This window comes from Microbacterium sp. SORGH_AS_0421, assembly GCF_030818635.1.
Taxonomy (GTDB): domain Bacteria; phylum Actinomycetota; class Actinomycetes; order Actinomycetales; family Microbacteriaceae; genus Microbacterium.
This window is the reverse complement of sequence record NZ_JAUTAO010000001.1, coordinates 103687-116080: the sequence shown is the minus strand read 5'-3', so window position 1 is coordinate 116080 and position 12394 is coordinate 103687. Positions and strand designations below refer to the sequence as shown.

Below are 12394 nucleotides of genomic sequence, written 5' to 3'. Positions count from 1 at the left end.
CGCGTAGGCTGAAGACGTCACATCCCGAGGAGACCCCTATGAACGCGCCCATCGTCGACCTGGCGTCCTACATCGACCACACGCTGCTCAAGCCCGAGGCCACTCGCGCCGATGTCGAGCGCCTCATCGCCGAGGGCTCCGAGCTCGGCACCTACAGCGTGTGCATCTCGCCGTCGTTCCTGCCCGTGCAGCTCCCCGAGGGCCTCAAGCTCGCCGTCGTGTGCGGCTTCCCCAGCGGCAAGCACCACGCCGAGGTCAAGGCGGCCGAGGCCGCCCTGTCGGTCGCCCAGGGCGCCGACGAGATCGACATGGTCATCGACGTGGGTGCGGCGATCGAGGGGCGTTACGACGTCGTCGAGTCCGAGATCCGCGCCGTGCGCGCCGCGGCTCCCGCCCCCACCGTGCTGAAGGTCATCATCGAGTCGGCGGCGCTGAGCGACGAGGCGATCGTCGCCGTCTGCGAGGCCGCGGTGAACGCGGGCGCCGATTTCGTCAAGACGTCGACCGGGTTCCACCCCGCAGGCGGAGCGAGCGTCCACGCCGTCGAGCTGATGAAGCGCACCGTCGGCGACCGCGCCGAGGTCAAGGCTTCGGGGGGAGTGCGTACCCGCGCCGCCGCCGAAGAGATGATCGCCGCGGGGGCCACGCGCCTCGGTCTGTCGTCGAGCCGGGACATCCTCGCCGACCGCACCGCGGTGGGCGACTACTGAGCGCGTACCTCGGCACGCGCTGGAGCATGTAAGATCGATGATCGTGCACGCGACAGCGAGCACATGCCGCCTTAGCTCAGACGGCAGAGCGATTCACTCGTAATGAATAGGTCAAGGGTTCGATTCCCTTAGGCGGCTCCGAAGGCCCTCACCCGCTTCCACCGGGTGGGGGCCTTTCTTCGAAGGGCTGGATGCCACGGCCGCGGCGTTTCCTTTCCTCGCCTACGGCACCGAATGGCTGGCGTTCGCCCACCTGCTGATCGCGGCCGCCCTCCGGGGGCATCCCGTGGGTTGGCAGGTGATCGACATCTCGTTCGGGGTGGTTGCGGCCGTGCAGCTCACCGTCGCGCTGGTCGCGACGCGTCGTCCCTGGGCGCTGTCGCCGGCTCCGGCGACGATCTCGGCACCCGCCCGATAGGCTGAACCCGCCTCGTTCCGCGCCCGCGTGACGGCCGTCCTCCGCCCGCTGACCCCGCTGGAGCCTCCGTGTCGAACGCCCTCGATGCCGTCATCGAGATCTTCACGTGGGTGGGTCTCGGCGGTGGACTGCTGTTGGCATTCGCGGCGGTGTTCCTCCTGCTCGCAGATGGCACCTGGCTGCCCGTCCGCGCGGTCGTGGAGCACGTCGACGACGGTCGCGTGGTCCGTTGGTTCGACGCCGACGGGGGAGTGAACGAAGCGCCGCTCTCGGCGCACGACGAGGTGAAGATCGGCGCCGCCGATATGGCCGATATCTTCTACCGCCGCGGCTCGTCGAATCGCATGCGGCTCACGCGCTCCTCGCCCCTCGTCCGATTCGTCTCCTTCCTCGCCGCGGGAGTGCTGGGCCTGGGCGTGGTCGCTTTCGTCGTCTCGATCGTGGTGCTCTTCGCGCGAGGCTGACGAACTGGCACAGAGGACATATTGCTAGATAAGCTAGCTATATGTCCGACTCGCCTGCGTCCACTCGTCGCTCCACCCGCACAGCCACGCGCCGCTCGCTACGACCCGCGCGGGTATCGCGGTGGCTGCGCATCGGCATCCCGAGTCTGCTCGTCCTGATGTGGGTGGCGGGCGGATCGATCGGTGGACCGTTCTTCGGCAAGGTCGATCAGGTTGCGACGAACGACCAGTCGTCCTTCCTGCCGCAGTCGGCCGACGCGACCCGCGTCAGTGAACGGCTGACCGATTTCACCGGGAACGACACGATTCCCGCGATCGTGGTCGCCTCGACCTCCGACGGCAGCGCGCTCAGTGATGCGCAGGTCGCCGCGCTGCAGAGTCTCGCAACGGACGTGGCCGCCGTCGAGGGGGTGCCGGGCGACGCCTCGCCCCCTGTCGTCTCGGACGACGGCCGCGCGGCGCAGATCTTCGTGCCGATCGACAGCTCCGGCGAGGTGCGTGAGGTGGTCGAGCAGGTGCGCGAGACGGTTGCGGCCGGGGTGCCCGCCGGAGTCGAAGCGTGGGTCACCGGTCCCGCCGGGTTCACCGCCGATCTCGTGAAGGGCTTCCTCGGTATCGACGGTCTGTTGCTGATCGTGGCCCTCGTGGCGGTGTTCGTCATCCTCGTCGTCGTGTACCGCTCACCGCTGCTGCCGATCCTCGTCCTACTGACCTCGGTCTTCGCCCTCTGCGTCGCGCTTCTCACCGTCTGGTGGCTCGCGTACGCCGGGGTCGTCGTGCTCAACGGTCAGGTGCAGGGGATCCTGTTCATCCTCGTCATCGGTGCGGCCACCGACTACGCCCTCCTCTACGTCGCGCGGTTCCGCGAAGCCATCGGCGAGGGCCTGACGAGATGGGATGCCACGACCCGGGCGTGGAGGCGGGCGTTCGAGCCCATCCTGGCCTCGGGAGGCACCGTGATCGCCGGGCTTCTCTGCCTGTTGCTGTCCGACCTGGCCACCAACCGTGCTCTGGGCCCGATCGCGTCGATCGGGATCGCGTTCGCCGTGCTCTCGGCACTGACGTTTTTGCCCGCCCTGTTGGCGCTGGTCGGCCGGGCGGCGTTCTGGCCGTTCCTGCCCCGGCCGGGCCGATCGGCGATCCCCGCCGACCTCACGCAGCCGGCGAGGGGCCTCTGGCCGCGCCAGGCGCGATTCGTGGCCCGTCGCGCTCGCCCGGTGTGGGTCGTGTGCACACTCGTCCTCCTGGCGGCGTGCGTCGGCGTCACGCAGCTGCGCGCCGACGGGGTGCCCGCGAGCGACCTCGTGCTGGGGGTTTCGGAGGCGCGCGACGGTCAGGCGGCCCTGGCCGAGCACTTCCCGGGCGGCTCCGGGAGCCCGGCATACGTTGTCGTCCCCGAGCAGGAAGCTGCTCGGGCTGTGACCGTGCTGCAGAACGCCTCGGGGATCGACGCGGTCTCGGTACTCAGCGCCGACGCCCCCGGGGGACAGTCGCCCGTGAGCGTGGTCGACGGCGCCCTGCAGACCACGACGTCGGGTGCGCCCGGAACGCCCGCCCCGACCCCGACGGTCGCCGAGGGCGATGTGCTGCTGGCCGCGACCCTCGCCGACACGGCCGATTCCTCGGCGGCAGACGACACGGTCCGTCAGCTCCGCATCGCTCTGGCCGACGAGCTGGGAGAGGGAGCGGCCCTGGTGGGCGGGGTGACCGCGACCCACATCGACTCGATCGACACCTCGATCCGCGACCGCTCGTTGATCATCCCGATCGTGCTCGTCGTGATCCTGCTCATCCTCATGGCGTTGCTGCGCTCGGTCGTGGCCCCGCTCGTCCTCATCGGTACCGTCATCGTCTCGTTCGGCGCTGCTCTGGGGGTCAGCGCCCTGGTGTTCGACGGCATCCTGGGCTTCCCGGGCGCGGATCCGGCGGTGCCGTTGTACGGCTTCGTCTTCCTCGTCGCCCTGGGCGTGGACTACAACATCTTCCTGATGTCGAGAGTGAGGGAGGAGTCGCTCGTGCACGGCACGCGCGCGGGAATCCTGCGCGGACTCGTCGCCACCGGTGGGGTCATCACCTCGGCGGGTCTCGTGCTGGCGGCGACGTTCGCCGCTCTCGGGGTCATTCCGATCCTGTTCCTCGCGCAGCTCGCCTTCATCGTGGCGTTCGGGGTCCTGCTCGACACGTTCGTGGTGCGATCTCTCCTCGTGCCGGCGCTCGCCTACGACCTGGGTCGTCGCATCTGGTGGCCTTCGAAGCTGGGCAGGGGAGATGTCGGGGCGCGTAGGCTCGACGCATGACGCGCGCCCTGTTCATCGTCGATGTCCAGAACGACTTCACCGAGCGCGGCGCGCTGGGTGTCGAAGGAGGCGACGCGGTCGCCGAGCGCATCTCCCGGTACCTCGCCGAGCACGCCGACGATTACGCGCTGATCGTGGCTTCGCGTGACTGGCACCATGGCGACGACGACAACGGCGGCCATTTCTCCGAGGCCCCCGACTTCGTCGACACGTGGCCGGTGCACTGCGTCGGCGGAACCTTCGGCGCCGACTACGACGAGGTGTTCGACACCGCGCGCGTGACCCACCACCTCAAAAAGGGGCAGGGCAAGCCCGCCTACTCGCTGTTCGAGGGCGTCACCGACGAGGGCGAGACCGCGGCGCAGCTTCTCGAGGCTCACGGCATCCGCGACATCGACGTCGTGGGGATCGCGACCGATTACTGCGTGCGAGCTTCGGCCCTCGACGCCCTCGGCGCCGGGCGTCGCGTGCGCGTGCTGATCGACCTGATCGCGGGCGTGCACCCCGATTCGAGCGCCGCCGCCCTCACCGAGATCGAGACGGCCGGAGCGCAACTCGCGACCTCGGGCGACTGAGGCGCCGCGCTCAGTCGCGCTCGTCGTCGGCGCGGGGGAGGGTGATGGTCACGCTCGTCCCCTCGCCGAGAACGCTGGTGATGCGCAGCGTGCCGCCGTGCTCGCTCACGATCCGCTGGACGCTAGCGAGCCCGATGCCCCGACCCCCGTCCCCGGGGTCGGCGAAGCGGCCGCGGTTGCCCTCGTGGGTGATCGAGGCGAGATCCTCGGGGTGGATACCGCGTCCATGATCGCGCACGCGGATCGCGGCGCCTTCGTCCGTTTCGAACGCCTCGATCTCGATGAGGTCGTCCGAATACTTGGCGGCGTTCTCGAGCACATTCGCGATGGCCCGCCGAAGGCCCAGCACGTCGCCCCAGACGGACACGGCATCCATCTGGCCGAAGACGACCCGACCGGGCGCGTCTCCGGGAAGGACCAGTGAGACCGCCCCGCGGGCGATGAGGTCCAGGCTCGCTCGGCTGCGGCCTCGCTGACTCGCGGTGTCGACCTCGGCCATGAGGGCCTGGGCCATCGCGATGAGGTGGTCGCTCGCTTCTCCCGCAAGATGCAGGAGTCGGTGGTCGGGGGGCAGCTCTTCGCCGATGAGGTCGAGATAGCCGCGCAGGGCGGTGACCGGCGAGAGCAGATCATGCGCGAAGGTGCGCTGCAGGGCCAGACGCTCGTCGGCGGCCTGCTTCTCGGCGGTCAGGTCGCGCACGATCTTGACGAAGCCCCGAACCTGGCCGTGCTCGTTACGGATGGCGGAGATCGTCACGCGCGCCCAGAACTCGCTGCCGTCGCGACGGACGCGCCAGCCGGTGTCCTCGACGTGGCCGTCTCGCTGGGCTGCGGCCAGCAACTGGTCGGGCTTGCCGCGGCGTCGGTCCTCCTCGCGGTAGAAACGCGAGAAGTGCGAACCGAGGATGTCGTCCTCGCTGTACCCCTTGATGCGTTCGGCGCCGAGATTCCATCCGCGCACGAACCCACCGCTGTCGAGCTTGACGATCGCGAACAGATCGACCTGCTCGTCCCAGTCCTGGGGAATCGAACGTCGGATGCTCATCAAGGGGCGGGTGGGTTCGTGATCGGGTGAAGTGGACGTCATCCGCGGTCCATCCGTGGCCGTGGTCATACGAGGGCGCCCGTGTGGGCCGGGGTGCTTGCTGAAGGCATACGCCGATCATGCCGCGGGGGTGCGCCCGGAAACAGAGATTGACATTCCCGGGCGGCACCTCACGACGAGACGGTGACGAGCGTCCGCTGCCAACCGCTCGAGCCGTCGGGGGCGATCGGCGCCTGATCCTGGATCTGCAGGTTACCCTGCTTGTCGGTGGCTCGGACGGCGATGTAGTGCGTACCGGCGTCGGCGGTCCAGTCGAGCTTCCACTGCACCCACGACTGGTCGTTGATCGGCGTCGACAACTGGGTCTCCTGCCATTCGCCGTTGTCGATGCTGACTTCCACCTTCTGCACGCCCACGGGCTGAGCCCAGGCCATGCCGGCGATGACGACGGGGCCCGCCGGGACGGGCGAGCCGATCTTGGGCGTGTCGACGCGCGACGACATCTTGATGGGGGCCTCTGCGGAGTAGCCGCGGGGCGTCCAGTACGCCTCGTCCTTGTCGAAGCGCGTCACCGTGAGCTTCGTGACCCACTTCGTCGCCGAGACGTAGCCGTACAGGCCCGGCACGACCATGCGCACGGGGAAGCCGTGCTCGAACGGGAGCGGTTCGCCGTTCATCTTCACGGCGAAGATCGCATCGAGGTTGTCGTCGGTGAGGGACGAGAGGGGAGTGGATGCCGTGTACCCGTCGACGCTCTCGGAGAGGACCATGTCGGCATCTCCCTGAACGCCGGCCATGCGCAGGACGTCGCGGATGGGGATTCCGGTCCAGATGGCATTGCCGACGAGTCCGCCGCCGACCTCGTTGGACACGCAGGTGAGGGTGACGCCGTACTCGTCGAGTCCCATGTTGACGAGATCGTCGAAGCTGAGCTCGATCGGGTTGTCGACCATGCCCTCGATCGAGAGACGCCACGTGGTGGGGTCGACGTTGGGGACCGTGAGCGCGGTGTCGACGCGGTAGAAATCGCCGTTCGGGGTGATGATCGGGGTCAGGCCGTCGATCTCCCAGTTCGCACCCTCGGGCACGGTCACCGTGGTGCGAGCCGAGGGGATCCGCAGGGCATCGCGGGCGGCGGCGACCGACGAGGTGGCGGCGTTGAGCACGCGGGCTCCGACGCCCACCACGACGGCGCCCACCGCGGTGAGGCCGGTGAACAGCAGGAACTGGCGACGGTCGGTGCCCACGGCATCCGCCTTTACCGCGGTCGCGGCCGAGACCCAGCGACGCAGGCGCACGATGGCGAGGAGCAGGACGAGGACCCCGGCGACGGTGCCGATGACCGGGGGGAGCCAGGCGAGAGCTCCGGCTCCGGCGCGCGTGACGATGGCCGCGGTCGCGAGGATGCCGCCGATGCCGAGCAGGATCACCCCCACGAAGCGGAAGCGGTACTCGAGCACACCGGCCACGGCGGCGGCCACGGCGGCACCGAGACCGACGCCGGCGAGCAGGGCGATCTTGTCGCTCTCGCCGAACAGCGTGATCGCGAGCTCTTTCAGGGGGCGCGGGACGATGTCGACGATGAACGAGCCGACGGCCAGGATCGGACTCGCCGATCGGGCGACGAGCGCCGCGAGCGCTTCGGCGACGGCCAGCAGAGCCGCCGCAGACACGATGCCGGCCAGGGCGGCCCAGATCCAGGCGTGCGGGCGGCGGACCGTGGTGGTCTTGTCTTCCCGGGCCGCGGTGTCGGTCGTCATGGCATCCCTCGTCTCCGCTCCGCGCGTATTCGCGAAGAGCCTTCCTACCTGTTCGGAGCGGAGGGCGGAACGGATGCCGTCAGGAGCCCGGCGTCGGGAGCGCTCGCGGACGCGGGGGACAGCGCGAAGACCGCGACGCCCGTCGTGATCAGTGCCAGGGCGAAGCCGAGGCCCGGGCCGAGGGGCTCTCCGAGGAGCGGCACGGCCACGACGGCGGTGAGGACCGGGCTGAGGGCTCCGGCGGCGGCGGGCAGGCTGCTGCCGAGGTTCTTGACCGCCACGACGTAGCAGGCGGTCGAGAGCAGCCCCGTGCCGACCCCCTGCACGAGGGCGTACGTGCCCACGGTGCTCAGGTCGGCTGTGCCGGTGAGGAGGGTGGAAGGCAACACGCCCGTCGTCGCCAGGAGCAGGGCGGATGCCACGGACGTCACCGACACGACCACGATCACCGTGATCGGATCGAGCCGGGCGCGGGCGACCCCGAGCGTATAGGCGGCCCATACGAGGCCGGCAGCCAGAAGCACGGCGATACCGGCGGGCCCCGCCGGTCCGCCGGTGAACAGCGCGCTGGTCAGCACTCCCGCGACGATCGCGGCGAGGGCGAGCAGGTGGCGCGGCGACACCCTGCGGCGCACGCACAGGAAGAGCAGCACCGCGACGAACAGGGGGACGGTCCCCGGCACGAGCAGTCCGGTGAGCGCCGCAGAGGTGAGGTGTGCACCCCAGGCGAACAGCAGGAAGTGCGGCAGGCCGGCCAGGAGTACGAGAGCGAGGACAGCGGGGCGCTCGGCGCGGAGAGCGCGGAATGCGCGGGGATCCACGGGCTCAGGACGACCGCGGGAACGGCGAAGCGAACGATCGCGGCATCGATCATCGTGAGTCCGGCGCCCTCGAGCGCGCGCGTCGACAGGGCGAACGACGACCAGAGGGCGACGACGGCGGTGAGAGCCGTCAGGCCGACGACGGTGCGGCGGGGCAGCGCTCGGGGTAGGGGCAGGGTGAACGTCGTCACCCTGCGAGCGTAAAAAGATCGCTGACGCAGCGGATTGCGATTCTTGCCCACAGCCCTCGAAAATTGGCAGAATCTGCTACATGGCTTCGCTCGATCGCATCGACCGACTGATCCTGCGTGAACTGCAGCAAGACGGTCGGCTCTCCAATCAGGAACTGGCCGATCGCGTCGGTCTCTCGCCGTCGCCGTGCCTGAGGCGCGTGCGCCAGCTCGAGCAGGCGGGCGTCATCGAGGGCTATCGCGCGGTGGTCTCGCCGAGAGCGGTCGACCTCACCATCACGGCCTTCGTACGCTTGCGGCTCGCCTCGCACGAGGGGGCGACGGTGGATGCCGTCGAGGAGCGCTTGCGCGCGATCCCGCACATCGTCGAAGCGCACCTGCTCGCCGGCGACTGGGACTACCTGGTGCGCATCGTCACGCCGAGCTTCGAGGAGTACGAGCGACTCCTGCGCGATCACCTGCGCGCGATCCCTTCGCTGTCGTCGATCGACACGACCTTCGCGTTCGGGGTCACCAAGCCCGTTTCGCCCCTGCCGCTGGAACCGGCCCCCGGGCACGCGTAAGGCCCGGGTCGACGATCGCGACCCGGGCCCGGGGCTATTCAGCGCTGCGAGCGCTGCTTGAGAACCTTCGCCTGCACCTTGCGGCGGATCTTCTGTACCTTGGGGTCTTTCCAGACCCGGTAGGCCACGGTTCCGGCGGCGACCGCACGGCCGACTGCCGTCCGGGCCAGGACGGCCCCTGCGAGTCCGACCGCGCCGGTTCCGATCCAACGTGCGACACCCATGACGCCTCCTCGATTGCGTGTGGGTTCTCACCTCACACGATCCAGCGCCGGATGCCGCGCCGCTTGCGCCGACGCCGTGGTTGTGCGTCGCTCAGCGCAGCGACCCGCCCGAGGGGGCGGCGAAGGGCTCGAGGGCGGCGATCACGTCGTCGCCCAGTGTGGCCTTGCTCGCCTCGACGGCGTCGTCGATCTGGCTCGGGCGCGAGGCGCCGATGATCGCGGTGGTGACCACCGGGTCACGCAGCACCCACGCCACGGCCAGCTGCGGGATCGACAGCCCCGCATCGCGGGCGACCCCGTCGATGCCGCGGATGCGTTCGAGGTAATCGTCGGTGAGGGCGGACTCGTCGAGGAAGCGGCTGTCGGCCGCTCGCGAGTCGGCGGGGACGGTGCCGTCGAGGTACTTCGCGGTCAGCAGGCCCTGGGCGAGCGGCGAGAAGACGGCGCTGCCGACCGAGAGCTCGCGCAGCGTGGGGAAGAGCTCGGACTCGGGCGTGCGATCGAACAGCGAATAGCGCGGCTGGTGGATGAACAGGCGCACGCCCTCGGCTGCGAGCAGCTCGTGCGCGCGGCGGGTGAGTTCGGCCGGGTAGTTCGAGATGCCGACGTAAAGCGCCTTGCCGCTGCGGACGATGTCGGCGAGAGCGGTGACCGTCTCTTCGATCGGCGTCTCGGGGTCGACGCGGTGGGAGTAGAACACGTCGACGTAGTCGGTGCGCATGCGCGTGAGGCTCTGCTCGAGCGAGCGCACGAGGTACTTGCGCGACCCTCCGTCGCCGTAGGGCCCGGGCCACATGTCGTACCCGGCCTTCGTCGAGACGAACAGCTCGTCTCGGTAGGGGCGCAGGTCGCTGTCGAGCACCGTGCCGAAGGTCGTCTCGGCCGCGCCGTAGGGCGGGCCGTAGTTGTTGGCGAGATCGATGTGCACGACGCCGCGGTCGACGGCGTGGCGCAGGATCTCGCGCTGCGAGTCGAGCGTGCGTCCGCTGCCGAAGTTCTGCCAGAGACCCAGCGAGATACGGGGGAGGGGGATGCCGCTCGCCCCGGCGCGCAGGAACGGCACGTCGTCGTAGCGGGTGGAGGACGCGGTGAACGCGGACGTCAGGCGGGGGTCATCGGCGGCGATGGGCATGCTTCTCCTCGACGGTGAAGGGGGTCACCGTCGACTCTGCCACGGATCGCGCGGCCCTCAGGCGGGAACGTGCGCGAGTTCTTCGCGAAGGATGCCGGCACCCGCCGAGAGCGCGCTGAGCTTGTCGAACGCCACCTGGCGCGGAAGGGGCGCCATGCCGCAGTTCGAGCTCGCGATGAGCTTGTCGGCATCCACGAACTGCAGGGCACGCCGCAGGGTGTCGGCCACCTCTTCGGGGGTCTCCACCTCGTGGCTGGCGACGTCGATCGCGCCGAGCATGACGTTCTTGCCGCGGATGAGCTCGATGAGGTCGATCGGCACGTGCGAGTTGTGGCTCTCGAGCGACACGGTGTCGATGCTCGAGCGCTGCAGCAGGGGGAACGACTCCTCGTACTGGCGCCATTCCGCCCCCAGGGTCGCCTTCCAGTCGGTGTTCGCCTTGATGCCGTAGCCGTAGCAGATGTGCACCACCGTCTCGGCGCGCAGTCCCTCGGCGGCGCGCTCGAGGGTGGCGACGCCCCAGTCCTTCATCTCGTCGAAGAAGACGTTGAAGGCGGGCTCGTCGAACTGGATGATGTCGACGCCGGCGGCTTCGAGTTCGAGCGCCTCCTGATTGAGGATGGTGGCGAACTCCCACGCGAGCTTCTCACGGCTGCCGTAGTAGCGGTCGGCGAGAGTGTCGATCATCGTCATGGGGCCGGGAAGGGCCCACTTGATCGGGCGATCCGTCTGCTGACGCAGGAACGCGGCATCCTGGACGAAGACGGGCTGGCGACGGCTCACCGCGCCGACCACGGTCGGTACGCTCGCGTCGTAACGGTCGCGGATACGCACGGTCTCGCGGTTCTCGAAGTCGACGCCCTCGAGGTGCTCGATGAAGGTCGTCACGAAGTGCTGGCGGGTCTGTTCGCCGTCGCTGACGATGTCGAGGCCCCGGCGCTCCTGCTCCTTCGCGGCGCTGCGCAGGGCGTCGTGCTTGCCCTCGACGAGCGTGTCGCCGTCGAGTTCCCACGGCGACCACAGCACCTCGGGCTTGGCGAGCCAGGCGGGCTTCGGGAGGCTTCCGACGATGGAGGTGGGCAGGAGAGTGTTCACGGCGGTCGCCTTCGGGGAGGTCATCGGGTGGGGAGGGCGTCGGCGACGAGCCAGGCGTCGAGCACGGCACGGTGAGGCTTCACGAAGTGCTCCTCGGTGTATCGGCCCTGCGTGATGCCCAGGCGACTGCGCTCGTCGCGGTCGTAGGCGATGTCGGTGCGGGTGAAGTCCTCGTGCGCCAGCGTCGGGCGGTAGACCTCGCCCGCGGGCTCGTGCGCGTTGTAGATCTCGGGACGATAGATCTTCTGGAACGTCTCCATCGTCGCCACCGTGCCGGCGAGCTGCAGGTCGGAATAGTCGGCCAGCAGGTCGCCGCGGAAGTAGAACGCCAGCGGGGCCACGCTGCCGCGCGGCATGAAGTACCGCACCTGCAGGCCCATCTTCCCGAAGTACTCGTCGGTCAGCGAGAACGAGTCCTGCTCGTACTCGTGCCCCAGGACGGGGTGCACGACACCGGCGCGGTGGTATTCGCGGCTCGTCGACACGCTGATGCACACGACGGGCGACTGCGTGTAGCGCTCGCGGTAGGCCTCGGAGTCGAGGAAGTGCTGGAAGAGCTTGCCGTGCAGGATGCCGAAGCCCTCGGGGAGCGTGAAGGCCTTGCCCTCGCCGTTGGCCGCCGGCAGCAGCACGCTGAAGTCGTAGTCGCGCAGGTAGGACGAGAAGTTGTTGCCCACGATGCCCTGGTGGCGCTCGCCGGTGGCCGAGTCGAGGAGGTGGAGGTCGAGGACCTCGAGCAGGGGGAACTCGCGATCGTCGCCGTCGTCGTCGAACTGCAGCTCGGCCGAGACGATGTCGAGCTCGACCCGGTAGCGGTCGCCGTCGGGGTTGTCGGCGTCGGCGAGTTCGTTGAAGCGGCGGTCGATCATGGCCAGCGCATTGCGCAGGTTCTGCCGGCGGTGCTCGCCCCGGGCGAGGTTGGCGAAGTTCGTGGTGATCCGCGAGCTGGTCGAGGGGGCGTAGTCCTCGTCGAAGCGCGTGGTGGAGATGCGGAACGTGATGTCGTTCGCCATGTCGAGCCAATCGGATAGGGCCGGGGTGGGCCGTGCGGTGATCGTGTCCTCATCGTGCGCCCTCTGCGGGGTCATCGAGTAATTCC

General features: G+C 69.3%; 13 protein-coding genes and 1 tRNA gene. 7 read left to right on the top strand and 7 right to left on the bottom strand.

The window, feature by feature from the left end; all coding sequences use genetic code 11:
- Positions 1-38 precede the first annotated feature (38 nt).
- The 6 genes from deoC to QE416_RS00540 all read left to right on the top strand — a co-directional run bounded on the left by deoC (position 39) and on the right by QE416_RS00540 (position 4464).
- Complete coding sequence (gene deoC, locus QE416_RS00565) at positions 39-710, top strand: deoxyribose-phosphate aldolase (RefSeq protein ID WP_307312784.1); 672 nt, start codon at positions 39-41, stop codon at positions 708-710.
- A gap of 65 nt (positions 711-775) precedes the next feature.
- Positions 776-848: transfer RNA gene (locus QE416_RS00560), tRNA-Thr, on the top strand.
- Between the two features lie 148 nt (positions 849-996).
- On the top strand, positions 997-1128 hold the full coding sequence (locus QE416_RS00555) for a hypothetical protein (RefSeq protein WP_307312783.1): 132 nt from the start codon (positions 997-999) through the stop codon (positions 1126-1128).
- A 68-nt stretch (positions 1129-1196) separates the two neighbouring features.
- A complete protein-coding gene (locus tag QE416_RS00550; protein ID WP_210073674.1) occupies positions 1197-1592 on the top strand; it encodes a hypothetical protein in 396 nt (131 codons plus the stop codon).
- Between the two features lie 158 nt (positions 1593-1750).
- Positions 1751-3889 (top strand): efflux RND transporter permease subunit, encoded by a 2139-nt coding sequence (locus tag QE416_RS00545; RefSeq protein ID WP_307317820.1) that lies wholly within the window; start codon positions 1751-1753, stop codon positions 3887-3889.
- A complete protein-coding gene (locus QE416_RS00540; protein WP_267787676.1) occupies positions 3886-4464 on the top strand; it encodes an isochorismatase family protein in 579 nt (192 codons plus the stop codon). Before QE416_RS00545 ends, QE416_RS00540 begins: the two co-directional genes overlap by 4 nt.
- A 10-nt stretch (positions 4465-4474) precedes the next feature.
- Here QE416_RS00540 and QE416_RS00535 read toward each other — a convergent pair whose 3' ends face one another.
- The 3 genes from QE416_RS00535 to QE416_RS00525 all read right to left on the bottom strand — a co-directional run bounded on the left by QE416_RS00535 (position 4475) and on the right by QE416_RS00525 (position 8090).
- Positions 4475-5509 carry a PAS domain-containing sensor histidine kinase gene (locus tag QE416_RS00535; RefSeq protein ID WP_307312781.1) on the bottom strand — a complete coding sequence of 345 codons (1035 nt, stop codon included), beginning with the start codon at positions 5507-5509 and terminating at the stop codon, positions 4475-4477.
- Between the two features lie 170 nt (positions 5510-5679).
- Positions 5680-7269 (bottom strand): molybdopterin-dependent oxidoreductase, encoded by a 1590-nt coding sequence (locus QE416_RS00530; RefSeq protein WP_307312780.1) that lies wholly within the window; start codon positions 7267-7269, stop codon positions 5680-5682.
- Positions 7270-7313: 44 nt separating this feature from the next.
- On the bottom strand, positions 7314-8090 hold the full coding sequence (locus QE416_RS00525) for a DMT family transporter (RefSeq protein ID WP_307312778.1): 777 nt from the start codon (positions 8088-8090) through the stop codon (positions 7314-7316).
- Between the two features lie 271 nt (positions 8091-8361).
- On the opposite strand from QE416_RS00525, the gene QE416_RS00520 reads away from it, so the two are divergent.
- Positions 8362-8844, top strand: coding sequence for an Lrp/AsnC family transcriptional regulator (locus QE416_RS00520; RefSeq protein WP_307312776.1), 483 nt, complete (start codon positions 8362-8364; stop codon positions 8842-8844).
- Positions 8845-8882: 38 nt separating this feature from the next.
- Here QE416_RS00520 and QE416_RS00515 read toward each other — a convergent pair whose 3' ends face one another.
- The 4 genes from QE416_RS00515 to QE416_RS00500 all read right to left on the bottom strand — a co-directional run bounded on the left by QE416_RS00515 (position 8883) and on the right by QE416_RS00500 (position 12308).
- Complete coding sequence (locus tag QE416_RS00515; RefSeq protein ID WP_307312775.1) at positions 8883-9068, bottom strand: hypothetical protein; 186 nt, start codon at positions 9066-9068, stop codon at positions 8883-8885.
- 91 nt (positions 9069-9159) lie between these two features.
- A complete protein-coding gene (locus QE416_RS00510; RefSeq protein WP_210073689.1) occupies positions 9160-10200 on the bottom strand; it encodes an aldo/keto reductase in 1041 nt (346 codons plus the stop codon).
- Positions 10201-10257: 57 nt separating this feature from the next.
- Positions 10258-11295 (bottom strand): methionine synthase, encoded by a 1038-nt coding sequence (locus tag QE416_RS00505; RefSeq protein ID WP_307312772.1) that lies wholly within the window; start codon positions 11293-11295, stop codon positions 10258-10260.
- 20 nt (positions 11296-11315) lie between these two features.
- Positions 11316-12308 (bottom strand): putative oxygenase MesX, encoded by a 993-nt coding sequence (locus QE416_RS00500; RefSeq protein ID WP_307317818.1) that lies wholly within the window; start codon positions 12306-12308, stop codon positions 11316-11318.
- Between the last annotated feature and the right edge of the window lie 86 nt (positions 12309-12394).

Coding starts and splice junctions, on each gene's coding strand:
- QE416_RS00510 (WP_210073689.1), bottom strand. CDS start 10,200: ATGCCCATCGCCGCCGATGACCCCCGCCTGACGTCCGCGTTCACCGCG.
- QE416_RS00535 (WP_307312781.1), bottom strand. CDS start 5,509: ATGAGCATCCGACGTTCGATTCCCCAGGACTGGGACGAGCAGGTCGAT.
- QE416_RS00515 (WP_307312775.1), bottom strand. CDS start 9,068: ATGGGTGTCGCACGTTGGATCGGAACCGGCGCGGTCGGACTCGCAGGG.
- QE416_RS00530 (WP_307312780.1), bottom strand. CDS start 7,269: ATGACGACCGACACCGCGGCCCGGGAAGACAAGACCACCACGGTCCGC.
- QE416_RS00545 (WP_307317820.1), top strand. CDS start 1,751: ATGTGGGTGGCGGGCGGATCGATCGGTGGACCGTTCTTCGGCAAGGTC.
- QE416_RS00540 (WP_267787676.1), top strand. CDS start 3,886: ATGACGCGCGCCCTGTTCATCGTCGATGTCCAGAACGACTTCACCGAG.
- deoC (WP_307312784.1), top strand. CDS start 39: ATGAACGCGCCCATCGTCGACCTGGCGTCCTACATCGACCACACGCTG.
- QE416_RS00520 (WP_307312776.1), top strand. CDS start 8,362: ATGGCTTCGCTCGATCGCATCGACCGACTGATCCTGCGTGAACTGCAG.
- QE416_RS00500 (WP_307317818.1), bottom strand. CDS start 12,308: ATGGCGAACGACATCACGTTCCGCATCTCCACCACGCGCTTCGACGAG.